This is a genomic window from Pseudoclavibacter sp. RFBB5 (assembly GCF_002931555.1).
GTDB lineage: Bacteria > Actinomycetota > Actinomycetes > Actinomycetales > Microbacteriaceae > Pseudoclavibacter.
The window spans coordinates 171,005-194,430 of the sequence record NZ_PSTZ01000011.1; the positions used below are offsets into that span (position 1 = coordinate 171,005).

Below are 23,426 nucleotides of genomic sequence, written 5' to 3' on the forward strand. Positions count from 1 at the left end.
CGCGCCAAGCATCGCCTAGGTTTGTCGGGTGTCAGACGCAGAAACCGCCCAGCCGGAGCAGCACCCCTCGCATCGTCCGATCTTCTCGTTCTCGCGGCGCAGCGGCCGCCTCACCGAGGGGCAGCTGAACTCGTGGAACACGCTCGGCCCGAAGTACCTCGTCGACGTCGAACGCGCCGAGCTCGACTTCTCCGTGAGTCCCTCGTTCCGGGTCGACCCGGCCGAGCTGTTCGGCAGGGACGCGCCGCTCGTCGTCGAGGTCGGATCCGGGACGGGTGAGGCCGTGGTCGCGGCGGCCGCCGAGCATCCGGAATGGAACTTCCTCGCCGTCGAGGTCTTCGTCGCCGGCCTCGCCCGCACGCTGCGCCGCATCGAGGACGCCGGCCTGTCGAACGTGCGTCTCGTCGAGGCGAACGCCGTCGAGGTGCTCGAGCACATGCTCCCCGCCGGCAGCATCGAGGAACTGTGGATCTTCTTCCCCGACCCCTGGCACAAGGCGAAGCACACGAAGCGGCGGCTCGTGCGCGAGGGCTTCGGCGCTGTCGCCGCGAACGCCCTGCGCCCAGGCGGCCGCATGCGGCTCGCCACAGACTGGGAGGACTACGCGTTCCAGATGCGGGAGGTGCTGGATGCGGCTCCCGAGTTCACGAGCGAGCATCCGGGCGACTGGGCCCCTCGGTTCGACGGTCGAACGCTCACCGTCTTCGAGCGGAAGGCAGCGAAGGCCGGGAGGCGCATCCACGACCTCAGCTACGTGACGTCGGAGTAGCCTCTGCGGCCGCCTCCTCCTCGCGCTTCCCGGAGCCGAGGCGCAACGTCGCGGCGAGGCCGAGCGCGAGGAACGCGGCGGCCGTGAACGCCGATGCGCGGGTGCCGTCGGAGAGCGCCGCCTTCGCGTCGTCCGCGAAATCGGCCGTCGCGGGGTTTTCGCCGAGGCCGGCGATGGCGCCGCCTGCCGAGTCGACCACCGCCGAGACCACCTGGTCTCGCTGTTCGGCGGGCACTTGGGCGTCGTCGAGCGAGGCACCGAGGGATGCGCCGGTGGTCGTGAAGAGGATCGTTCCGAGGATGGCGACGCCGAGCGCCGACCCCACCTGCCTGGACGTCGACTGCGTCCCGGACCCCTGACCCGAGAGCTCGACCGGAACATCCTGCAGCACAACTCCCGTGAGCTGCGCGGTGGCCAGGCCGACCCCGAAGCCGTAGACGAACAAGGCGGGGATGAGCCACCCCCACTGCGCATCCGGGGCGATGATGAATCCCGCCCACGCGATGCCGACGATCTCCGCGAGGATGCCGACGCGCACGATCGTGACCGCGTTGACCTTCCCGCTGCTCGCACCCGCGAATCCGCTCGCGACGAACGAACCCGCGGCGAGCGCCAGCAGCACGAACCCGGTCTGCAGGGCGTCGAAGCCGAGCACGAACTGCAGCCACAGCGGCAGCGACAGGATGATGCCGAACTCGCCGAGCGCAACCACCATCGCCGCGATGTTGCCGTTGCGGAACGACGAGATGCGGAAGAGGGAGAACTCGAGCAGCGATGACTCGCCCCGTCGAGACCGCCGCACGCCGCGGACGATGAACGTGATGAGGGCCAGCGCCGCGACGCCGAACGCGACGGGCACGGGCGAGATGGGGAGGGGCCACTCGAACGAGCCGATCGTGAACGTCTCGTTGACGGCCCACCACCCGTAGGTGCGGCCTTCGATGAGGCCGAAGACGAGGGCGCCGAAGGTGACCACGGAGAGCACCGCACCGACGAGGTCGAGTCGCTGCTGCGCGGGCTCTCTCGACTCGTTGACGAAGAGGAGCACGCCGATGACGATGATGATGCCGAGCGGCACGTTGATGCCGAACGCCCAGCGCCACGAGAACTCCGTCGTGAGCCAGCCGCCGAGCAGCGGACCGACCGCGGCCATGCCGCCGATCGTCGAGCCCCAGACGGCGAACGCGATGCCTCGCTCTCGACCCCGGAAGGTCGCGTTGATGAGCGAGAGGGTCGTCGGGAGGATCATCGCCCCGCCGACACCCTGGACGAGGCGGGCGAGGATGAGCAGCCCACCCGTCGGAGCGAGTGCGGCTGCCACTGAGGCGACGGCGAAGATCACGACGCCGATGAGCATCAGCCGGCGGCGGCCGACGCGGTCGGCGAGACTCCCGAAGAGGAGCAGCAGCGACGCGAAGACGAGCGTGTACGCCTCCTGCACCCACTGCACCTCGGTCGACGTGATGCCGAGCTCGGTGACGATCGACGGGACAGCGACGTTCACGATCGTCGAGTCGACGATGATGAGCGCCACCGCGACGCTGATGAAGACCAGTCCAACCCACCGTCGACGTGCTGACTCGGCCATGATGCTCCAACTTCTCGTGCAAGGGGGATGGTGACGACGAGGTGAGGGTACGCCTCCTTGCTTGCGATTTCGCTCAATCGTTTAATTACTTTTGGTGAGACGAGCCTCAGCTCTGGTCTCGCCGTTCCATTCCCGCCCTGACGGTTCGTGACGTCCCGGAGCACACCATTTGTTGTGTGTCATGAACCGTCACACCCGTGACACTCCCCCTGGTCAGGCGTAGCCTCGCTCAGTTCGCGGAATATCCCGCGAAATGAGAAATCGCATCGGGAGATCTTCCATGTCGGCCAACACCCCCACAACAGCCGGAGCATCCGAAGCTGAGGTGACGCCGCGCCCCAAGAGCCGCGCGCGCAAGCTCCTCACGTCGTTCGGATTCCAGATCCTTGCCGCCCTCGTCCTGGGCGTCGTGCTCGGACTGGTCGCCCGCAACCTGGGCGATGACGCGGAAGGCAACCCCAACGGGCTCGCCGCGACGCTCGCCACCATCGGCAGCTCGTACGTCACCATCCTGACCGCCGCCGTCGTTCCGCTCATCCTCACCGCCGTCATCTCGAGCATCGCGCAGCTGCGCCTCGTGACGAACGCGGCCAGGCTCGCGGGCCAGACGCTCCTGTGGTTCGGCATCACCGCGCTCATCGCGGTGACGATCGGCATCGTGCTCGGCGTGACCATCCAGCCGGGCAGCCGCGTCGACCAGTCGCAGCTCGAGACCGGCGAACCCTCCTCCGTCGGCACCTGGTGGAACTTCCTCACCGGGCTCGTCCCGCAGAACTTCCTCGGCATGGGCGTGCGCTCGCGCGTGGACGCAGACACCGGCGACGTGAACTCGACGATCGCGTTCAACGTGCTGCAGGTCATCGTCATCGCCGTCGTCATCGGCATCGCGGCGCTGCGCCTCGGCAAGCGCGCCGAGCCGTTCCTCGAGTTCACGGCGTCCGCCCTCGCAGTCATCCAGAAGGTGCTGTGGTGGATCATCCGCATCGCCCCACTGGGCACGCTGGGCCTCATCGCGAGCGCCGTCGTCAACTACGGCTGGGAGAAGCTCACGAGCCTCGCCTGGTTCGCGATCGCCATCTACATCGGCCTCGCGCTCGTCCTGTTCGTCGTCTACCCGATCCTCGTGAAGGCGCACGGCCTGTCCATCGGCCGCTTCTTCTCCGGCGTCTGGCCGGCAGTGCAGCTCGCGTTCGTGAGCCGCTCCTCCATCGGCACGCTCCCCCTCACGCAGCGCGTGACCGAACGCAACCTCGGAGTGCCCCGCGAGTACGCATCCTTCGCCGTTCCGTTCGGCGCGACCACGAAGATGGATGGATGCGCCGCGATCTACCCGGCCATCTCGGCGATCTTCGTCGCCCAGTTCTTCGGCATCGAACTGTCGATCATGCAGTACATCCTCATCGTCATCGTGTCCGTCGTCGGCTCCGCCGCGACGGCCGGCACGACGGGTGCCACGGTCATGCTCACGCTCACCCTGTCGACACTCGGCCTCCCGCTCGAGGGTGTCGGCCTGCTCCTCGCCATCGACCCGATCCTCGACATGGGCCGCACCGCGACCAACGTCGCCGGCCAGGCACTCGTGCCGATGATCGTCGCGAAGCGCGAGGGCATCCTCAACGAGAAGCTCTACAACGCGCCCCGCGGCGACGTCGCCTTCTCCGACGAGACCGACGAGGAAGTGGAGGAGACCATCCAGCGCTCCACCGGCTCGCAGGCCGACCGCGAGCAGGACGCCTTCGAAGGCGCGACCCTGCAGGATGCGGAACGCCGCAGCTAGCTTCGGCTCAAGCAGTCAACGGGCGCTTGCCCTCGGAACCCCTAGCGGGGCATCCGGGAGCAGGCGCCCGTCTCGCGTGACTACTCGGCCGGCATGCGTCCGTAGCGTCGTTGTGCGGAGTGCGCGCAGCAGCTGCCGCTCTCACCGCGCTTCGACCAGTCGGGCACGTCCAGCGCGGGGTTGCGATCGAAGAACCCGTACGGCTTCAGCTGGAAGCGGTAGATGTCGACCGGCATGATCGGGAAGTCCTCCGGGCGTGGGAGGTGCGTCGGCCCGAAGGAATGCCAGACGACGATGTCGCCCCCATCCACTGACTCCGCATCACCGACGTACTCGGGCAGACCCGCACCACCCGCATGCTGGTTCGGATACTTGCCAGCAGGCCAACGCTCGTCGTCGTGATACCTCGTCACCCAGGTATTGTGGGCGGCGAACGTCGCCCGCTGGTAGACACTCGATTCCGGGTCGGCGAGCAGCGTCGGCCACCCCTCGCCGAGGAGCTCGTACTCCGTGGCCTTCCCTACGACGTTCTTCCGACGGTTCGAACCGATGTGCCAGGTCCGCCGGACGGACCGGTCGTCATCGAAACCACCCTCGACCTGGACTCGCTCGCGGTCCCAGGTGAAGGCGTTGCCGTAGGGATTCTGCTCTCCCATCGGGATGCGCTTCACCTCCGACTTGTCGACGTAGTTGTCGGCACCGTCGATCTCGACGTCCAGCCGCGCGCAGAAGATGTGCTGGTGGACGGGCGCGAAGAGGCCCGGTGCGATCTCGAGGCGATGCGCTTCCGTGACCCCTGGCGTCCCGGAGCCGTTGAACACGAGCCCCGTGGCCTTCGCCTCCACCTCGATGGTGCCGTCGAGGTAGAGGTGCCAGTAGAAGCCGTAGTCATAGTTGCCGATGGTGGCGATGTAGGAGATCACCAGTCGTCGCTGCCGGCGAACGTCCGTGCCGTACCCGAACTCGGTGTGCTTGTACAGAATCGACGCGTCCTCTTCATGCATGCACACGGCCTGCGGGATCCGGAGCGCGTTCCCGTGGTCGTCGTGGCTCATGCCGTCGAAGTAGTGGATGACGCCCAGGCAGTCGCACCCGAGCGAGAGCGCGTTCGCGCTCTTACCGAGGTAGTACTCCCCTGCGTCGAAGTAGCTGATCCAGTACCGGTTTCGCGACGTGTCTCCGTACGGCACGACCATCTCGGGCACCGAGCCGCGATACAGGATCGGTCGTCGCTCATCCCCGTCGAGGAAGCTCAGCTGATTGAGCACAAGCCCCTCGCGGGCGTTGAAGCCGACACGGAACTGCCAGCCCTCCCACTCGACGAGAGACCCGTCGACGCGGTAGCTCGGGCCTTCCGGCTGCGTTATCTCGATGGGTTTCAGCGTGCTGCGTGCTGGACCGACGTGTTCCTCGTCGTAGCGGCCGGAGGTTGCCGCGGTGACGACCTCCCCCTCGTCGTAGACGCTGACGACCTCGCCGGCTGTCAGGTTGATGGTGACCAGAAGGCCCTCGACTGGGTGCGCCCAGGCGACATCGTCGGGGTGGTCTCGGAGGAAGGTCAGCGAGCGGATCATGCGGCGGCCGATCTCGTCTTCGTAGCCGAAGTAGCCGGGAGCGAGGGGTGAGCAGAACGCGTCGGCGATCCGGTCACCCAGTCCGCGGCGACGCATGGCCGCCTGCCACAGCTCGCTGGACTTCGCGATCTCCATCGCCCTGTCGTACTCCTCGAAGAGGTAGGCGGGCTGCCCGTAGGGAAACTCACCGCTCGGGACGACCCCGCTGTGCGCGACGGTGCCCGCGTCGAGGTCGACGATGTGCTCCGTCGAGACGCCCGTGTCGATCTCGAGCACGACGTACTCGATACGGCGTCGCATCGGGGATCCGGGGACGAAGGCGCGCACGTAGTCCTTGTCCGGCTCGACGGGCATGATGCTCGGGAACCGGCTGTGTCCGGTCAGGAGTCCCGCCTCGTCGAGGATCGAACGCCCGCGATCGATCTCGGCCGCGGTCAGGCCGTCGAGTGGATGATGCGCCTCATCGAGGTGCGAGACCCGCTGGCCAGCGGTGTGCAGTGATTCTGTGTTCGTCATGAGCGCCTCCTCGCGCGGTGCCGGCGCGGGACTCTCCCCGCCGGAGTGGAGCATCCGCGTCACCGCTTCCGCGTCGTCTTCGTTCTTGTCTGCATGTGCGTTCGGATACGCGTCTCGGCTCTCGGGACGCGACCTGGTTCTGGGTGGTCGAGGGAGAGACGGTCAGTGGCGGATCAGCGTCGTGGCCATCCAGGCGACCATAACCGTGGACATCCCGAGCGCCGCGGCCCCGCCGCGCGTGAGGCCGTTTCTCTGCAGCAGGCCGACGCGGGCCGCCGCCCAGGCAGTCGCCGTGACGACGGCGGCTCCCTGGGCGATGCTGAAGCTCTCACGCCCGCCGTGATGACCGTGCGCAGCCGCGGCTTCGGGGTCGTGCGCGGAGAGGATCATCGCGAAGATCAGCGCGAACATCGCGAGGTCGTCGATGAAGTTCGGGAGCGTCATCGGGTCGCGGCGGAGGCGGCGCCCGCTGAACAGGCACAGCACGTACATGACGGCGGCCGCTCCGATGTGGACGATCATCTCCGCGCCGACGAGGCAAGGGATCATCGCGACGAGCACGAGCCCGTGGTGCATCGAACGAGCTGCGTCTGCCTGCTGCACGCGCATACCTGCTCCGTTCCTCTGCTGCCGTTCATGCTGACGATGGCGATGGACTCCGCGGGCCCCGTCGCCCTGCTCATACCCAAGCCGCTTCCTGTGCATCACGCAAACACCGGAATACGATGAAGTGCATCAGATCAATGGATTCGACGTGCGCATCGCACCTTCACGCACGGCGGGCCCCAGCGACGGCGCGGATGAGGCCGCTGAGACTCGCAGTGCTGCCACGAGGGGTCAGCTCGCACCCAGAGGACCGTCTCCGCCGTCGCTCACGAGATCGGCCACCGTCCACGCGGTCAGCGTTGCCGCGTCCAGGAGCGCACGCTCAGCGTCCACCCCGACGCACGCCGCGGCGAACTCCTTCTGATGGTTCGTGAACGGCAGCGAATCAACACCTATGTAGGGATGGATCGCGCGTACGACCTGCGACACATTCCCCATGTCCGTCGACGCCCGGTTCATCCGCCCCGCGACGTCCGGGTCGGCGAAGACTCGGCCACGCTCGAGCGCGTTGCGCTTGTACGCAGCGAGCGCACGCTCGTCGGTGGCGAACTCCGCATACGGTTCGCTCTCGGGGCGGACATGCAATGTCGCTCCCGTCGCCAGAGCACCCGCCTCGAAGCAGCGGCGAACCCGCTCCTCCAGCGAGGCGAGCTGCTCGAGGGTGCCGGCCCTGGTGTACCAGCGCCCCTCGGTGTGCTCAGGAATCGCGTTGGGCGCGTATCCGCCGACGGTCTGGATGCCGTGCACGCGAGTATCGGCTGGGAGCTGCTGCCGGAGCAGCCCCAACGCCACCTGGGCGATGATGAACGCGTCGTTGGCGTTGACACCCTGGTCCGGGTACGCGGCGGCATGCGCCGAGACCCCCTCGTACGTGATGTGGTTGTGGGCGACGGCGAACGGCCGCGCTTCTGCGACATCGACCGGCCCAGGATGCACCATCATCGCGAAGTCGAGGTCGGAGAACGCCCCGGCTTTGAGGAGCTCGATCTTGCCTCCCCCACCTTCTTCTGCCGGGGTTCCGTACACGCGCACTGTCAGGCCCAGGTCATCCGCCACCCGTGCCAGCGCGAGACCTGCGCCGACCGAGCTCGCGGCGATCAGGTTGTGCCCGCAGGCATGGCCCAGCCCCGGAAGCGCGTCGTACTCCGCCATGAGGCCGATCGTCACGGGTCCGCTCCCCGCTTCTGCGAGGAATGCGGTCTCGTAGCCCAAGTAGCTCGGCTCGACGCGGAACCCCGCAGTCGCCAGCGCGTCACCGACCCACGCCGCAGCGCGGTGCTCCTCCCAGGCGGTCTCGGGATGCGCGTGCAGCGCCTCGGAGAGGGCGATGAGCGCCGTAGAAGCCCCATCGACCGTCCCGGCCAGGCTCGCCTTGAGGGTCGACACCGTGTCACTCGTCACCGGGGACTCCATACGAGGGGGCGACGCCCGGGTTCAGGCCTCGGTTCACGTAGTCATCACGCTGGGGCATCCACGTGACGAGCAGGGAATCCAGCTCACCGATAGGTGCGCCGTCAGTCCAGTCGACCCGCAGATCAGTGACCCGCCAGCCTGCGTCTCGGACCACCGAGAGTCCGGCTGAATGCACGGGGCCCGCCTCGCCACCAGCTTCGACCGCGGCGTGCATAGCCGAGAGCAGCCGTGCCTCCAGCTCCCCCTCCGAAGCGAGGAACGCATCGACCATGATCTGGGGGATGTCCAGCGACGCGAGCATGTTCCCTCCCGCGGCGACGCCTGGACCACACGCGTCGCCGTGGACACCGAGCGCCTCCGTCCCCGAATACGCCACCGAATTGCCGGTGGCGTCGACCACGAGCAGCTGTCGGAACGCGATGTGGTCGGCGGTCTCCACGACCGAACGCAGCGCAGCCTCTGCTCCGCGACCGTTGCGGAGGACGTCGAGGATCGCGGGTCCGAGCCGTGGATCGGTGATGTTCTGCGAGTTGACAGCACCCACCCCTCCCTCGAGGTGGAGGCACCGTGCGGCAACCGCCGGCGACGACGAGCAGACTGCGGACCCGATGGCCCCGCTGGCATCCCGGGCGACGATCGAGAAGGTCATGCGCCGACTCCCGGAACCGGTGACGACAGGACGGCCGTGGCGTCGATCTCCACCAGCCACTCAGGTCGAGCGAGCGCGCTGACGACGATGCCCGTGGACACGGGATGCACCCCCTTGAGCCACCGGCCCATGACCCTGTAGACCGGCTCGCGATATCGAGGATCGATGATGTAGACGATCACCTTGACGATGTCGTCGAGGGAGGAGCCTGCCTCCTCCAGGAGCATCGCGATGTTCGCCATGGCCTTCTCGGCCTGGGCTTCCACATCCCCGATCCCCACGGAGTCGCGCGTTTCGAGATCCTGACCGATCTGGCCGCGCAGGTAGACCACGCCCCCGGCGACCACCGCCTGGCACAGGTCGTTGTCGAGCGACTGCTCGGGGTACGTCTCCCGAGTATTGAACTTGCGCAGACGGGTGTGCGTGGCCATCAGAGAGCTCCTGCCGGTGTGGGTGCGGACTGTGATGCTGGGACGGGGGTGATGACGGCAGTGTCGACGTCGAGTCGCGCGGACTGGGCCGCGTGCTCGAAGTAGCTCTCCTGAATCAGGATGTGGTCGGCCAGGTAGCGCGCATCGTGCCACACGCCCCAGATGAAGCTCGAGCCGCGTCGCGATTGCCAGGGGAGCCCGAGGAAGTAGACGCCGGCCTCGGCGGAGACACCCCGCTGGTGCAGCGGGCGGCCAGCCTCGTCAAACGCCTCGACCTGCAGCCATTCGTAGTCGCGGGCGAACCCGGTCGCCCAGATGATCGTGGTGATCCCGGCGTCCGCGAGGTTCAGCTGCGTCAGAGGATTCCTGAGGCTCTCCGGATCTGCGGGGCGCTGTCGGGCTGCCGGCTCCTCGGGGAAGTCGAGCCCGTTCCTAGCGATGAACTCGTCTGCCTCATCCAGCACGGAGAGATAGTTGGCGTCTCCGTTCGCGACGTTCGCGACCAGATCCTGGGCGAAGGTCACTGTGCCGTCGTTGAATGTCTTCGTACGCCCCGCGAGGACCACGCCCTCCGCAGCGAGCGCCCGGAAGTCAACCGTGTGCCCGCCTCGCGCGCCGCTGACGGCGATGGTGACGTGCTCGGCGCCTGCTGGCGGAGCAGCCATCTCCCACTTACCGAGCACCCCGAGCCACCAGACGAAGTCCTGGCCCCGGTAGGCGCGCGGCGGGCGGTCGTGGGGTCCGACCGAGAGGAACACCTGGCGGCCGGAGCCTTGCAGCTCAGAGGCGATCTGCACCCCGGACGAGCCGGCGCCGACGACGAGGACGTTGCCGGCCGGCAGCTGCGCTGGATTCTTGTAGCCGCTCGAGTGCAGCTGCGTGACGGCGCTGGCATCTGGGACCAGGGCCGGGATGACGGGGCGCTGGAAGGCGCCGGTCGCTGCGACGACGTACCGCGCCGTGTACGCGCCGTCGGACGTCTCCACGTGGAATCCGGGGCCACCCGCGATCCGTTTCACGGTGTCCACCGTGACGCCGGTGCGCACGGGGAGGTCGAACTTCCTCACATAGGCCTCGAAGTACTCGGCGACCTGGTCCTTCGTCGCGAACTCGTCCGGGGCGACATCCGCGAACTCGAGCCCGGGGAACCGGTCGTGCCACGCTGGCCCGTTCGCGACGAGCGAGTCCCAGCGGCCTGTTCGCCACTGCTGCGCGATCCGCTCCTTCTCGAGCACGACGTGAGAGACGCCTCGCGCCGCCAGATGCTCGCTCATCGCGACGCCCGCCTGGCCCGCCCCCACTACAACGACTTCCACCTCATGGGCTGTCATGACTACCTCCGCTGCGATTACGACTGAGACGTCACCCGGTCGCTCGGCGCTCGTGACTGCGTTGTGTCGAGTGCCGATGCCGACTGACTACGTCTACGAAACCGCACACGTGGCATCACTTCAAACAGCGGATGACGCTTCACTGCATCACTTCAATGCATGCAGAAAGTGCAGCTACGGCCCCTCATGGAGCGCATCGGCGACGGCACGCATCCGCGAGCTCAGGTGCGCGCCCTTCATCCTGGCGACCACGATGGTGAGCGCGTCTTGCTGACCCGTGATCGGGAGCGTCACGATCTCACCACCGTCGTAGGTGGCGTTCGAACTGGCTCGCTGATTGAGGATCGAGAAGCCATGGCCACGGGCCACGAGGGCTCGGATGGTCTCGTAGTTCCGCGACCTGTGCCGGATGCGCGGAGTCAGGTTCGCATCCGCGAGCAGACCCAGGAAGTAGTCCCGGCTCTGCGGAATGTCCAGGAGCACGAAGTTCTCGCCAGCGAGGTCGGCGAGGGCGATCTCGCCCAGGTGGGCGAGCGGGTGTCCGCTGGACAGCAGCACGTAGGGTTCCGCGTGGCCGATGACTCGCGCCTCGACGTCCTCCCCGAAGCCGAAGTCGTAGCCGACAGCGAGATCCACCGCGCCAGCCTGCAGCAGCTCGCGCGCACCCTGGGTATCCACCTCCGAGACGTGGACTTCGAGCTCTGGATGCGCGACCTCGAGCCGTTCGAGAAGTCGCGGCACGACAAACGGCGTCAGCGTCACGAAGCAGGCGAGCCGGACGACCCCGCTGTACTGCTTCGCATCCCCCCTCGCCTCCTCGATGGATTCATCGAGCTGCGAGAGGAGCGCCTGCGCGTTGCGCAGGAAGCGCGCGCCGTCGGCGGTGAGCGTGAGGCCCTTCGAGCGGCGCCGGATGAACAGCTGCGACGCGAGCTGCTTCTCCAGCACGGCGATCGAGGAGGACACAGCCGACTGAGCTACCAGAAGGTCATCCGCCGCCTTCGTCATGCTGCCGAACCTCGCGGCCGCGACGAAATATCGGAGCTGCTGGATTGTGACGTCGTTGCGTGCGGCCAGGGGGTCCTCCCGGACTGGATTCAGTTGTGCTGGAACCAGGTTGTCTTCCACCCAACATAGTTGTCGACGGCGTGCACCGAGAGGTCCTTCCCGAAGCCCGAGCCCTTGAACCCGCCGAACGGAGTGGTAAGGCCAAGCGCATCCACGGTGTTGATGGAGACGGTGCCCGCGACGAGCGCGTTCGCCACCCGGTGCGCTCTGCTGAGGTTCGAGGTCCACACCGACGCGGCGAGTCCGTAGTCGGTGTCGTTCGCCGCACGGATGGCCTCCTCCTCCGTATCGAAGCCCTGGACCACAACGAGGGGCCCGAAGATCTCGTCGCGGTGCAGCGGGTGTGACAGCTCGAGTCCCGACACGATCGCGGGGCTGATGAAGGCCCGCGATCCGCCTCGTTCGTGCCGCTCTCCGCCGATCAGGTTCCCATCCCGCCCTGCTTGAGCGATGGCGGCAGCCACATCGTCAGCGTGCTGCTCGTTGACGAGCGCCCCATTGCCGACAGCGCTGTCAAGCGGATCGCCGGGCTCGTATGCCCTGGCCGCTTCAGCGAGCAGCGTGATGAACTCGTCGTGGATCGAGCGCTCCACGAAGATGCGCGAATTCGCTGAGCACACCTCACCCTGGTTGTAGAACGCGCCGAATGCCGCCTTCGCGGCGGCGGCCGCGAGGTCCTCCGTGTCGGCGAAGACCAGGTTGGAGCTCTTCCCACCGGCCTCGAGGCTGAGCCGCTTCAGGTTCGAGGCTCCGGAATAGCCCATGAGTCGCTTCGCGACACCGGTAGAACCGGTGAAGGTCAACGCATCGATGTCCATGTGTGTGCCAAGCGCTTCGCCGACGACCCGGCCCGGGCCCGTGACGATGTTCAGCACACCCGCGGGCAGCCCGGCTTCGAGCGCGAGGTCGGCGAGGCGAAGGGCAGTCAGCGAGGTCGCCTCCGCCGGCTTCAGGACGACGCTGTTTCCCGACATCAGAGCAGGAGCCAGCTTCCAGGATGCGATCTCGAGCGGGTAGTTCCACGGCACGATGGCGCCGACGACCCCGACTGGCACCCGACTGACGACGGCCGTAGAGCCGGGAGGCGTCGACGGAACCTCATCGGTGAGCTTGTCGGCGAGCTGCCCGTACCAGCGGAAAGTCTCCGCGGACCCCGGAACGTCGACGGTCCTCGTCTGGCTGAGGGGCTTTCCCATGTCGATGGATTCGAGGAGCGCGAGCTCATCGAGGTGCGCCAGCATGAGGTCAGCTAGCGCGATCAGCACTTCCCCTCGGGCCGCCGCGCTGAGACGGCTCCACACGCCGGATTCGAACGAACGCCGAGCCGCTTCGACGGCGAGTTCCACATCGGCGGCACCGCCGCGAGCCACTTCGACGATGGCCAACCCCGTAGCCGGGTTGATGCTCGTGTACGTCTCCCCGCTGAGCGAGTCCACGCGCTGTCCGTCGATGAACGCTCGGCCGTCGATGTGCAGTCGGGCCGCTCGTTCGCTCCATGCCTTGGCTGTGGTTTCCATAGGTTCCTCCGAGAACGGATAGCTGAGCCGCTGCGGCTCTTCGCCGGAACTCTACGCACGACGTCGTCGCAACGGGCGCGCGAATTGGTGCCGAAGTGCATCACGAGCGGAGATGCAGGAGTCAGGGCGCGATGGGACCCAAACTGACTTCATCAGCTGGTTAGATGCACTTCGTCGAAAAAGAGCGCTGGACAGATCACCTCGGCGGGCGGAATCTTGACCTTGGACTCGCCCATCGGGTATCGAGCCCGATGCACCAGCACCCACCCTCAAATGCTCCCGCCATCGACGCACACCATGCCCCACGCGTCGAGGCGGCGCGGCAACGACGCCGAGTCACGGAGTTCTCAACATGTCCGAAAAGACGCCAACGACCTCGCTGATCCAGTTCGAGACCAGGCACATCCTCCCCATCCCGGAGAACGAGCGGAACGGCTCGGTCTGGTCGCTCTTCGCCATCTGGGTCGGCATCAATATGCTGCCACTGACCGTGGTCACCGGAGCCATCGCGAGCGGAAGCTTCGGTCTCTCCATCGGGTGGAGCATCGCCGCGATCCTCACCGGCAACCTGATCGGCGCACTCGGCGCCGCACTGCACGCCTCACAGGGGCCGCACCTCGGCATCCCCCAGATGTTGCAGGCCCGCGCACAGTTCGGCTACCTCGGAGGCAGCCTGCTCGCAGGCATCGCCCTACTCATGTTCCTGGGTTTCTTCGCGAGCATCCTCGTCGTCGCGAAGGACAGCCTGGTCGCCGTATTCCCCTGGATCCCGGGACCGCCGCTGATCATCGCGCTCGCCGCGGTCGGCATCCTCATCGCGATCGTCGGCTACGACCTGCTGCAGAAGGTCATGACCGTGCTCTCCACCCTCATCGCCATCGCGGTGATCGTGGCAATGGTGGCGCTGATCATGCATCCCGAAGCAACCGTGCAGTCTCCAGACGCCGGCTTCACGGCGCAGGGCTTCTTCGGGATGCTCGCGATCGGGATCACCTGGCAGCTCGCCTACGCACCGTACGTCTCCGATTACTCGAGGTACCTGCCGAAGAAGACCGGCCCCGCCGCCGCCTTCTGGGCCACCTACCTCGGACTCGTGCTGAGCAGCGTCTTCGTCATGATCCTCGGCGTGCTCCTCGGAGCGGCCAATCCGGAGAACCCGCTCGCCGCGCTCGGCGAGGTGCTCGGCCCCCTAGGAATGGGAGTGCTGGTGATCTTCGGCCTGACGGCAGCCATCATTAATGCCGCTGAGCTGTACTCAGGAGTCATGTGCGCACTCACGGCGGTCCAGTCTGGCTTCCGCAGAGTCACCATCGACACTCGAACCAGGGTCATCACAACCGTCGTCTGCGGAGTCATCGCGACGCTGGGAGCCCTGGCCGGGGACAGCGACTTCATGCTCGTGTTCCAGAACTTCGTCACCCTGCTGCTGTCCGTCCTCATCCCCTGGTCGGCCATCAACCTCGTCGACTACTTCATCGTCCGCAAGGGGGAGTACGCGGTGTACGAGCTCTTCGACCGCGCAGGCGGACGCTACGGGCGCTGGAACGTGATCGGGCTGGGAACGTACGCCATCGGCCTCGCCGCCCAGGCACCGTTCATGATCTCCGGCATCTACACGGGTCCGCTCGCAGAAGCCCTGGGCTACGTCGACGTCGCCTGGGTCGCCGGATTCGTCGTCAGCGGCGTGGTCTACCTGCTCGCGGTCCGGTTCTCCGAACGCCGCCGCTCTCGGCAGCTGGTCCTGGAAGAGACCCCCACCCGCTAGGCGGCAGCCGAACGGGCGTCTGCTCCCGGACCCCCTCAGGCGTCCGGGGGCAGGCGCCGGTTCCGCTTTCGCAGCTCCCTTCGTGATCGACCTCGCCGCTGGGGCCGGAGCAGGGCGCGTCTCGGGATGCGTAGGGCCGGGCGTGCAACCCTTGCCGCATGCGCGCATCCACCTGGACTCCCCTTGCGATCTTCTACCTCCTGCTCGCCATCGTCGGCGGGGCCGTGACCTGGACGTTCAACGTCATGGCGGGCATGGGGGGCAGCGCCTTCATCGGCGACTACTTCGGCAGCGGGCCCGCCGTCACGTCGATCGTCATCGATGTGCTGGTCGCCGCCACCGTGGGCGCGGTGTTCATCATCGTCGAGGGGCGCCGCCAGGGGATGCGCCGACTCTGGGTCTACATCCTGTGCTTCGGCGTCGCGTTCGCGTTCGCCTTGCCACTGTTCCTCGCGATGCGCGAGCGCCACATCGCGGCGGGGCGCGGCCACGGCGCAGGCAACCGGATCACCGCAGAGCAACCCCACTCATAGCCGCTGAGGTTCCCGTGCGCTGAGCCCGCACGGAGGTCCGCCTGATTGGGTCACTGCATAGCCAACTCAGAGGAGGCCACCGTGCGCAAGACGATCTGGTTCGCAGGCGGCATCGCGATGAGCATCCTGTACGTCCTCCTCGTCGGCTACCTGACACTGCAGGTGATCGGTCTCGCCGCAGGAGCGGCGCTCGGGCTCGACAACCAGCTGACGGCCGTGACGACCCCAGGCCCGGGCCTCCTCCAACTCGGTGGGATCGCCGCGGCGAGCGCCGGCGTGCTCTTCGGACTCACCCGGGCGACACGACGAGCGGACCCCGCGAACCGGTTCTCGCTGCGGCTTGGCTTCGCAGTCGCCACCGCTGCGCAGGTCGTCGCCGCGGCCGCGATCCGCTCGCAGCGCTTCGAGGTCCTGGACCTCGACACCGGACCGGCGCCGTGGGTCGAGGGCTGGCTGACCACGGGCGGCACCGCATCGGTTGTGCACCTCAGGCTGCTCGTGGCCGTTGGCCTGCTGTTCACTCGCCGCGCGCCAAGCGGCGTCAAGCCGCCGAGCATTGCTCGGCCAGCCAGGCATGAGCCAGCTGAGGGGCATCGCCCGTGAGTACGGACAGGTCAGGCTGGATGGGTTCCGGCATGACCGCGCCTGTCCGGTCCGTGTAGCGCGAGGTTGTGAGCAGGATCTCCGATCCGTCGGAGAGCATGAAGCCGTCGACGCCTGTCGCGAGCCCGTTGCTCTTCTCACCGAACGTGCGGACGTTGCTCTGCCCTGAGAAGCCTGCGAGCACCAGCTCGGCGGCGGAGGCCGTGTAGAAATCCTGCAGGACCGCGATCGGCTTGCCCGCGAAGGCATCCGCGTCGATGTCGGCATCGGAGTCGAAGCGCAGCTCGTAACCGGCGGTCGAGGTCGCGCTTTCCGTGGTTACCGTGATCGTGTTGTGCTCGCCGTTGCGGTCCACGAATCCCGCGACGTCGCGCGTGTCGAAGAGTGGCGAGACGGCCCCGAGCATCGGGAACGCACTCCCGCCCCAGTTGTCGCGCAGGTCGACGACGAAGCCGCACGTCTGTGCATCCGCGAGCGCCGCCAACCCCTCGACCCCGGCTCGGGCATACTCCTCGGCGAGTGGGCCGTCGTGTCTGATCGCCGACACCGTGATCGTGACGGTGCGGCCCTGCGTCGCTTCGACCGTGGGCGGGGCGCTCGGTGCCTCCGTGTACGCCGCCTCCCGCTCATCGGCGGGAAGGAACCTCGCGTGCCGACCACCGGCATCGAAGGTTGCCGCCGCGATCAGGTCGTACGCCTCCTCGAGGGTTGTGGCCGACGCGCCCGCGGCGAGGAGTGCATCCCGTTCAGCCGACCAATCTCCGCCCGAGTACAGGCCGTTCTCTTCCAGGACCTGAGCAGCCTCTTGGACGAGCGCCGCGGGGCTGACGGTCGGCGTGGGGACGGGCGCTGGCTGAACGGCGGTGCCGCATCCCGTCAATCCGACAACGAGCGTGGCCACCGCCCCCGCGACGAGCGCACGCGCGGATCCCCCGCGTCTCGGGATGAACGCGCCGCTGCCCATGCGCTCACCTTACGGTCTCAGCTCCCGGAGAAACGGGGCATGTCCAGCAGAACGGAGCCTGTTCCCCGTTGACCAGTTCCTCTCCTGCCGCATTCACGAGCTCGCCTTCGACGGGACGACCTTCGGGTAGGCGAGGTGGCGCAGGAGCCGCTCGAAAGGGCCGCGCTGTCCGCGACGTTCCATCGCCGTCGCGATGAGCACCGTCGTCAGCCACACACAGACCGCGTAGAGGGCACCCTGCCACTCGGTGAGGACACCACCGAGGCCGAGCCCCCAGACTGAGAGCACCGGCACGAAGAGCACGGATTGCAGTACGTAGCTCGTCATCGACCGTTTCCCGGTCGCAACGAGAGCACGACCGACGACGCCGACGCCCCGGCGCTGCCAGGCGACGCCGATGAGCCCGAACGCGGCGGCATACCCGATACCTCCGGCCAAGCCCGTCGCGATGGACAGCATCTGGAAGGTCCAGGAAGGCAGGTCGGCGAGTGCGCCGACGAAGTGCGCGAACGCCACCGCTCCTCCCGCCCAGCCGATCCCCACACCGACGAGCGCGGTCGTCGTCAGCAGGCGCCGATGCTCATCCGCTCGCTCAAGCACCGAGTGCCGGGCGGCCAGCAACGCGAGCAGCACCGCGACCGGCACCGCCAACGTCAGGAGCCCCTGTCCGAGAAGAACGGTCGCCCAGGTGGCGAGCCGAATGGGGACGGAGTGCAGGAACGTGTCGGATTCGGCAGCGGTCGGGACACTCACGCTTCCTCCCGCATCACCGGCAAGACCAAGAGCGGCGCCCCCGATCCACGACGACACGGCCCCGAAGACCAAGAGCCCGGTGAGCACTCCGGCCCAGACGGCCAGTGTCCGGTCGCTCCGATCCAGGAACAGCCAGCAGGCGAGAAGCCCGACGAGACCGTATGCGCCGATGATGTCCCCACCCCACAGCAGCAGGGCGTGCACGGCGCCGAAGGCCAGCATCCACCAATGCCTGCGCCTCAGTAGGCGACGCGCTTCCTCGCGGGAGGCTCCCGCTGAGACCTGTCGCCGGTAGAGCTGCCAGATGCCGTAGCCGAAGAGGAACGCGAACAGCGGGTAGCTGCGCCCGTCGATCGCGATGATGGCGACGGCCTGCCAAGCCCGATCGAGGACGCCCCCGTCGGGGTCGTGCATGGATAGCCCGTCGGTCTCGTAGCTGGAGAGGTGCCAGGGCATGTTGGCGAGCGCGATGAGCAGGAGCATGAGGCCGCGAGCTATGTCGGGGGCGAGGACCCGGGCAGGCGCGGAGTGGGTAGTCGTCATGCAACCACCGTACATAACACTTGTTATGTTGGTACTGTCATGCAGGAGATACACACCTGGGAGGTGATGCGACGTGCCGCACGCCGACGCCCGCGAAGCGCTCATCCGAGCCGCCATAGACACGCTCGGGACCCCCAGGCCGCCGGCCATGCCGCTCCGCGAGGTAGCCGCCGCCGCCGGCGTCACCACAGGCGCCGTGCAGCACCACTTCGGCAACCGCCGAGGGCTCCTGCTCGCTGCCATCGACCGTCAGACCGAAGCGCTTGTGCAGCGGCTCTCCGACGTCGCCGACCGCCACCCGGAAGGTGGCCTCCCGCGCCTGAGAGCGGCGGCGTTCGAGCTGCTGCCACTCGACGAGCAGCGGGTTCGCGAGGCTCGCCTGCTCGCCGCCTTCGAGCAGCTCGCCGTCGACGACGAACCCCTCGCCGCGGAATTCCGGAAGCGATACAACCTGCTGCTCGAGATGCTGCAGCGCGACCTCCCCGGTGGGGCCCAAGACGCGGCACTCCTGCTCTCCGTTCTCACCGGCACAGCCGGAGACATGCTCTTGCGCATCGCCGACGAGCGCGACGCGACGGCGCTCGTCGACCGCTTCCTCGCAGCACTCGGGGCTAACTAGGCGAGGCACCGCCGGAGAACAGCGTCGCTCTTTCGGAGAACGTGTACGCCTCCGCGAGCTGATCTGTGAGACCGCCACCGACTCGCGGTGGAATGTCGGCGGCCGTGGGTAGCGTCAGCGCCATGCACATCATCCTCATCCCCGGCTTCTGGCTCACCGGCGACTCGTGGGCCCCGGTCACGCGATCGCTCGAAGACGCGGGTCACACCGCGCACCCCCTCACCCTGCCGGGCAAGGCCCCGGGTGAAGACGCGGCGGGCGTTGGCCTGCGCACCCACATCGACGCGGTGGCCTCGCTCATCGACGCCCTCGACGGCGACGTGGTGCTCGTCGGCCACAGCGGCGGCGGCGCGGTCGCCTACGGGGCGGTGGATGCACGCCCCGACCGCGTCTCGCGGGTCGTCTACGTCGACTCCGGGCCGCTCGCAGACGGAGGTGTGATCAACGACGGCTTCGAGTCTTCCGGCGGTGCGGTGCCGCTGCCAGACCGGGGCGTCTTCGGAGAACCCGACCTCGTCGACATGACGGAGGAGGCCTGGCAGCGACTCGCAGACATCGCCGTGCCAGAGCCCGTTGGCGTGGCCACGGAGAGGCAGCAGCTCAGCGACGAGCGCCGCTACGACGTGCCGGCGGTCGTCATCACGAGCACCATGCCCGAGCCGATGCTTCGACAGTTCATGGGCGACGGCCACCCCTACGTCGCCGAGCTCACCCGTGCGCGATCCGTGCGCATCGTCGAGCTCCCGACCGGGCACTGGCCGCAGCTCACGAAGCCGGACGAACTCGCGGCCGCCGTCGTCGACGCCGTGACCGGCTGAGAACGCTGAGGGGAGCTAGAGGAAGACCTGGAGCACCGCGAGCAGCGCGACCCCACCCAGAACCGCCGCGAGCACGGTGACGCCGATGCGCATCTGCCGGCGCCGTCGAGAGCCGATGCCGCTCGACGTCTGGGCGAGCTGTGTCGCGGCGATGAGCTCCGGCGAGCCGGCCGGCGGGAGCTGCTCGGTCACGCCCGCCGGCTCGGACGCCGGCACGTCGATCGAATAGTCGCGCGGGTCAACCCGTTCGGGGAGGCTCTGGAACCTGCCGCTCTCAGCCATGGTGCCGCCCCCGATCGTCGCCCGTACCTCCACGCTAACGTGCGCAGGTCCGAGCGCCCGGAGAACGCCTGACGTCCTGCCGGCTCACCCACGCCAGCGCCGCGCTCGTCGAGGTGGGCGACCAGCACCGCGTGCCGGCCGCCCCTTGCCTCAGCTGCGCACCGAAGTGGCGGCGACAACGGTTTCCACCGTGAGCGGTGGCCCGTCCTGCGTGCGACGCTCGACAATCGGGAATGCCGCGCCGTTCAGCACGACCACGGGCGTGGCGAGCGACCGGACCCGGGCACGCACGGCCTCGAGATCCACGGCGACGACCACGTCGCCAGCCTCGACGACGTCACCCTCCGCCCGCTTGAGGTCGAAGCCCTCCCCTTGCAGGTCGACGGTGCCGAGGCCGATGTGCACAAGCACCTCGAGCCCTTCGGCGGTCGTCACGCCGAACGCGTGGCCGGTCGGGAACAGTGCCGTGATAGTTCCGGATACGGGGCTCCGGAAGTCACCGGACGTCGGCTCGACGGCGAAGCCGTCACCCATGGTTCCCGCGGAGAACGCCTCGTCCTGCACGTCCGACAGACGAATGATCGACCCCTCCACCGGAGCGAGGATGTCGATGCGCTGCCCCGTGACGGCCCGGGCCCCGGGGGCGACCGCCGATGCCGGCGCCGCTGCCCTCGCAGGGTCCGCATCCTCGCTTCTCGACGCGCCGTTCTCGTCCTGATCCGCGTTGTGCTCGGCGAGCAGCGCTGGGGTGAAGCCCCAGAAGTAGGTGATCAGGAAGCCGGAGACGTACCCGGCAAGGAGCCCGACGACGTACGCGAGGATCGCGTATCCCTGGCCGTTGTCGCTCTGCAGCAGCGGCAGCAGCGCCCACCCGGAGGGGCCGATCGCCGTCGCGCCGAAGGCACCGGCGAACTGATTGAAGGCACCCGCAACTGCACCACCGACCGCGCCGCCGAGGCAGGCAGTGAGGAAGGGGCGACCCAGCGGGAGCGTGACCGCGTAGATCAGCGGTTCTCCGACGCCCAGGATGCCGACCGGGAGGGCGCCCTTGATCGTTGTCCGCAGCGACTTGTTCCGGTTCAGCCTGAAGTAGATCGCCAGTGCGGCGCCGACCTGGCCAGCTCCCGCCATCGCGAGGATCGTGAGCAGCGGCGTGAAACCCACCTGCTCGATGAGCGTCGCGTGGATGGGGATGAGCGCCTGGTGGAGGCCGAGCATCACGAGCGGCAGGAACAGCCCGCCGAGCACGAACCCTGCGAGGAGCCCGGAGTTGCTGAGCAGCCAGATCGCGCCCGTGCCGATCGCACTCGCGATGTTGCCCGCGACGAACATGAACACGAAGATCGTGGCCAGACCGGAGATAAGGAGCGCAAGCGTCGGCGTGACGAGGATGTCGATGGCATCAGGGATCTTCCCGCGCAGGCTGCGCTCGATCCAGGCGCAGAGACCGGCCGCGAAGATGGCCCCGATCACGCCTCCCTGACCCGGCGCGAGCACGATGTCGCCCAGGACGGGGAGGCTGTACTGCACGTCGCTGATGCCGGCGAAGACGATGATCGCGGCGACGGCACCGCCGAGTGCTGGTGTGCCGCCGAACTCCTTCGCGGCGTTGATGCCCGCGAAGATCGGCAGGAACGCGAAGAATGCCGAGCCGATGACGGTCAGGGCCGGCACCACCGCCTCGACGAACTCCGGAGCCGTCCCGACCGTGACCCAGTTCACCAGGAGGCCGCGAACGGCCGCGACGATGCCGGCTCCGATGAGGGCCGGGATGAGGGGCACGAAGATGTTGGCGATCTTGCGGATGAAGTTCTTGAACGGGGTGTTGTTGCGCTGCTTCTGTCCCGCCTTGATGGCCGCTCCGCGAGCCGCGAGCGCGTCAGCGTCGGCACCCGCCGCACCGAGCTGCTGGCGGAAGGCGTCAGTCACCTTGGTGACCTTGCCGGGGCCGAGCACGACCTGGTACGTGTCGTCGTCGACGACGCCGAGCACACCCGGGAGGGACTTGATCGCGGTCTCGTCGATCAGGTCGCGGTCGACGGGACTGACACGCATCCGCGTCATGCAGTTCTCGACACCGGCGACGTTGCCGGCGCCACCGAGCAACCGCAGCAGCTCGCTGGCGAGTTCGTCGTTTGCGCTCATGGGCATCCTCTTCTCGCGACATTGCTCGAATTTTGAAGAACAGTACCAGGATGCGTCACGAAAAGGTAAAAAAGTTCCCCAAGGTGGCACACGTCAGCACCGAAGGCCCCGGGCGTGACGGGACCAGGCGCGATAGGACCGTTCGTGAACTCAGGCCCGAGCAACCGGCGCCCTCAGCCCCGCAGGACCGCCTGGTGCGTCTTCTCGATGGCGGCAACAGATCCCTCGTAGTCGACCTGCGCGACACCGGTGAAGACGCAGTCCACAACCATGAGCTGCGCGATCCGGCTGCCAAGAGCAGCAGAACGCAACGGCGTCTCCCGCGCCGCGGTGCGGAGCACGATGTCGGCCAGGGCAGCAAGCGGCGACCGCTCGTGGTTCGTGATCGCGATCGTCGTCGCCCCGGTCGCCTTCGCGATGCGGAGGAACTCGACGACCCCGGCGGTCGAGCCGGAGTGCGAGATGGCGATGGCGACAGCCCGCTCGTCGAGGACTGCGGCGGCGGTCCACGCAGCATGCGCTTCCGGCCATTCGAGCGCGATGCGGCCGATCCGCGACAGTTTGCGCTGCAGGTCGACGCCGACGACGGAACTCGCACCGATCCCGTGGATGTCGACACGAGCGGCGCCGGCAATGGCCTCGACGGCGGCCGCCAGTGCATCGATGTCCAGAACCTCCGCGGTATCGGCGATCGAGAGCGTCTCGTTCATCGCGATCTTGGCCACCACGTCGGACAGCGAGTCTCCCGGGGAGATATCTGCTGCCGGGGCGACCCCCGCACTCGAGGCGAGGCGCTCCCGGAGGTTCTGCTCGGTGAGGTCGTGGCGCAGATCGCGGAACCGCGCGTATCCGGCACGTCGCGTGAACCGCACGACCGTGGTCGTCGAGGTATCGGCGAGCTCCGCGATCTCCGCCATCGATCTCGTCGCGAACCCTTCGGGGTCGGCGAGCAGCGCTTCCGCGATGCGTCGCTCCGACTGCCGGAGCGACGGCAGCAGCGCCCGCACCTCGACAAGTACCGTGCGAGAGTTCGCACCAGCGCCCTTTGTGCCCACGATCCACCTGCTTTCCACAGACAGCGTATCGAGCGACGACCGCGAGGACTCTCGAAGATTATTTACTTACCCAGCGTCAATCGTGTACTTTTGCGACAAGACTTGCG

Annotated in this window: 21 protein-coding genes; 7 read left to right on the plus strand and 14 right to left on the minus strand. The window is 67.8% G+C overall.

The features are described 5' to 3' along the window. Positions 1 to 28: 28 nt before the first annotated feature. Positions 29 to 769: a tRNA (guanosine(46)-N7)-methyltransferase TrmB gene (trmB, locus tag C5B97_RS17150; protein WP_104313312.1), complete on the plus strand. Its 741-nt coding sequence runs from the start codon at positions 29 to 31 to the stop codon at positions 767 to 769. Here the strand turns inward: trmB and C5B97_RS17155 are convergent. Next, positions 747 to 2,357, minus strand: coding sequence for a DHA2 family efflux MFS transporter permease subunit (locus C5B97_RS17155; RefSeq protein ID WP_104313314.1), 1,611 nt, complete (start codon positions 2,355 to 2,357; stop codon positions 747 to 749). The genes trmB and C5B97_RS17155 overlap by 23 nt on opposite strands. 280 nt (positions 2,358 to 2,637) lie before the next feature. On the opposite strand from C5B97_RS17155, the gene C5B97_RS17160 reads away from it, so the two are divergent. Next, a complete protein-coding gene (locus C5B97_RS17160; RefSeq protein WP_104313316.1) occupies positions 2,638 to 4,134 on the plus strand; it encodes a dicarboxylate/amino acid:cation symporter in 1,497 nt (498 codons plus the stop codon). 80 nt (positions 4,135 to 4,214) lie between these two features. Here the strand turns inward: C5B97_RS17160 and C5B97_RS17165 are convergent, their stop codons facing one another. From C5B97_RS17165 to C5B97_RS17200, 8 genes are all read right to left on the minus strand, one after another. After that, positions 4,215 to 6,224, minus strand: a complete 2,010-nt coding sequence (locus C5B97_RS17165; protein WP_104313491.1) for a primary-amine oxidase — start codon at positions 6,222 to 6,224, stop codon at positions 4,215 to 4,217. Positions 6,225 to 6,386: 162 nt separating this feature from the next. Further along, positions 6,387 to 6,833: a hypothetical protein gene (locus tag C5B97_RS17170; protein ID WP_104313318.1), complete on the minus strand. Its 447-nt coding sequence runs from the start codon at positions 6,831 to 6,833 to the stop codon at positions 6,387 to 6,389. Between the two features lie 228 nt (positions 6,834 to 7,061). Further along, on the minus strand, positions 7,062 to 8,216 hold the full coding sequence (locus tag C5B97_RS17175; protein ID WP_258068352.1) for a M20 family metallopeptidase: 1,155 nt from the start codon (positions 8,214 to 8,216) through the stop codon (positions 7,062 to 7,064). Between the two features lie 4 nt (positions 8,217 to 8,220). After that, positions 8,221 to 8,892 (minus strand): DUF1028 domain-containing protein, encoded by a 672-nt coding sequence (locus C5B97_RS17180; RefSeq protein WP_104313322.1) that lies wholly within the window; start codon positions 8,890 to 8,892, stop codon positions 8,221 to 8,223. After that, positions 8,889 to 9,323, minus strand: coding sequence for a RidA family protein (locus C5B97_RS17185; RefSeq protein ID WP_104313324.1), 435 nt, complete (start codon positions 9,321 to 9,323; stop codon positions 8,889 to 8,891). Before C5B97_RS17185 ends, C5B97_RS17180 begins: the two co-directional genes overlap by 4 nt. Beyond that, positions 9,323 to 10,654, minus strand: a complete 1,332-nt coding sequence (locus C5B97_RS17190; protein ID WP_104313326.1) for an NAD(P)/FAD-dependent oxidoreductase — start codon at positions 10,652 to 10,654, stop codon at positions 9,323 to 9,325. The genes C5B97_RS17185 and C5B97_RS17190 overlap by 1 nt, the downstream gene beginning before the upstream one ends. Positions 10,655 to 10,828: 174 nt before the next feature. After that, entirely contained in the window at positions 10,829 to 11,782 is a 954-nt protein-coding gene (locus C5B97_RS17195; protein WP_219819830.1) for a LysR family transcriptional regulator, read from the minus strand. After that, complete coding sequence (locus C5B97_RS17200; protein WP_104313328.1) at positions 11,752 to 13,239, minus strand: aldehyde dehydrogenase family protein; 1,488 nt, start codon at positions 13,237 to 13,239, stop codon at positions 11,752 to 11,754. Before C5B97_RS17200 ends, C5B97_RS17195 begins: the two co-directional genes overlap by 31 nt. Positions 13,240 to 13,591: 352 nt before the next feature. On the opposite strand from C5B97_RS17200, the gene C5B97_RS17205 reads away from it, so the two are divergent. The 3 genes from C5B97_RS17205 (at position 13,592) to C5B97_RS17215 (ending at position 16,140) form a co-directional block, all read left to right on the plus strand. Further along, positions 13,592 to 15,004 (plus strand): cytosine permease, encoded by a 1,413-nt coding sequence (locus tag C5B97_RS17205; RefSeq protein ID WP_104313330.1) that lies wholly within the window; start codon positions 13,592 to 13,594, stop codon positions 15,002 to 15,004. 158 nt (positions 15,005 to 15,162) lie between these two features. Next, positions 15,163 to 15,537, plus strand: coding sequence for a DUF2834 domain-containing protein (locus C5B97_RS17210; protein ID WP_104313332.1), 375 nt, complete (start codon positions 15,163 to 15,165; stop codon positions 15,535 to 15,537). Positions 15,538 to 15,618: 81 nt separating this feature from the next. Beyond that, positions 15,619 to 16,140 carry a hypothetical protein gene (locus C5B97_RS17215; RefSeq protein WP_104313334.1) on the plus strand — a complete coding sequence of 174 codons (522 nt, stop codon included), beginning with the start codon at positions 15,619 to 15,621 and terminating at the stop codon, positions 16,138 to 16,140. On the opposite strand, the gene C5B97_RS17220 is transcribed toward C5B97_RS17215, so the two are convergent. Together C5B97_RS17220 and C5B97_RS17225 are read right to left on the minus strand one after the other, a co-directional pair. Then, positions 16,079 to 17,104 carry a S41 family peptidase gene (locus C5B97_RS17220; RefSeq protein WP_104313337.1) on the minus strand — a complete coding sequence of 342 codons (1,026 nt, stop codon included), beginning with the start codon at positions 17,102 to 17,104 and terminating at the stop codon, positions 16,079 to 16,081. The two genes, C5B97_RS17215 and C5B97_RS17220, sit on opposite strands and share 62 nt — an antisense overlap. A gap of 93 nt (positions 17,105 to 17,197) precedes the next feature. Beyond that, positions 17,198 to 18,400: a DUF418 domain-containing protein gene (locus tag C5B97_RS17225; RefSeq protein WP_104313338.1), complete on the minus strand. Its 1,203-nt coding sequence runs from the start codon at positions 18,398 to 18,400 to the stop codon at positions 17,198 to 17,200. 73 nt (positions 18,401 to 18,473) lie between these two features. Here C5B97_RS17225 and C5B97_RS17230 point away from each other — a divergent pair, with 73 nt between their 5' ends. Together C5B97_RS17230 and C5B97_RS17235 are read left to right on the plus strand one after the other, a co-directional pair. Next, positions 18,474 to 19,019 carry a TetR/AcrR family transcriptional regulator gene (locus C5B97_RS17230; RefSeq protein WP_104313340.1) on the plus strand — a complete coding sequence of 182 codons (546 nt, stop codon included), beginning with the start codon at positions 18,474 to 18,476 and terminating at the stop codon, positions 19,017 to 19,019. A gap of 122 nt (positions 19,020 to 19,141) precedes the next feature. Beyond that, positions 19,142 to 19,837, plus strand: a complete 696-nt coding sequence (locus C5B97_RS17235; protein ID WP_104313341.1) for an alpha/beta fold hydrolase — start codon at positions 19,142 to 19,144, stop codon at positions 19,835 to 19,837. 15 nt (positions 19,838 to 19,852) lie between these two features. Here C5B97_RS17235 and C5B97_RS17240 read toward each other — a convergent pair whose 3' ends face one another. The 3 genes from C5B97_RS17240 to C5B97_RS17250 all read right to left on the minus strand — a co-directional run bounded on the left by C5B97_RS17240 (position 19,853) and on the right by C5B97_RS17250 (position 23,319). Continuing rightward, positions 19,853 to 20,119 carry a hypothetical protein gene (locus tag C5B97_RS17240; protein ID WP_104313343.1) on the minus strand — a complete coding sequence of 89 codons (267 nt, stop codon included), beginning with the start codon at positions 20,117 to 20,119 and terminating at the stop codon, positions 19,853 to 19,855. 150 nt (positions 20,120 to 20,269) lie between these two features. Further along, entirely contained in the window at positions 20,270 to 22,264 is a 1,995-nt protein-coding gene (locus tag C5B97_RS17245; RefSeq protein WP_104313345.1) for a glucose PTS transporter subunit IIA, read from the minus strand. A gap of 173 nt (positions 22,265 to 22,437) precedes the next feature. Next, a complete protein-coding gene (locus C5B97_RS17250; protein ID WP_104313348.1) occupies positions 22,438 to 23,319 on the minus strand; it encodes a MurR/RpiR family transcriptional regulator in 882 nt (293 codons plus the stop codon). Positions 23,320 to 23,426 lie beyond the last annotated feature (107 nt).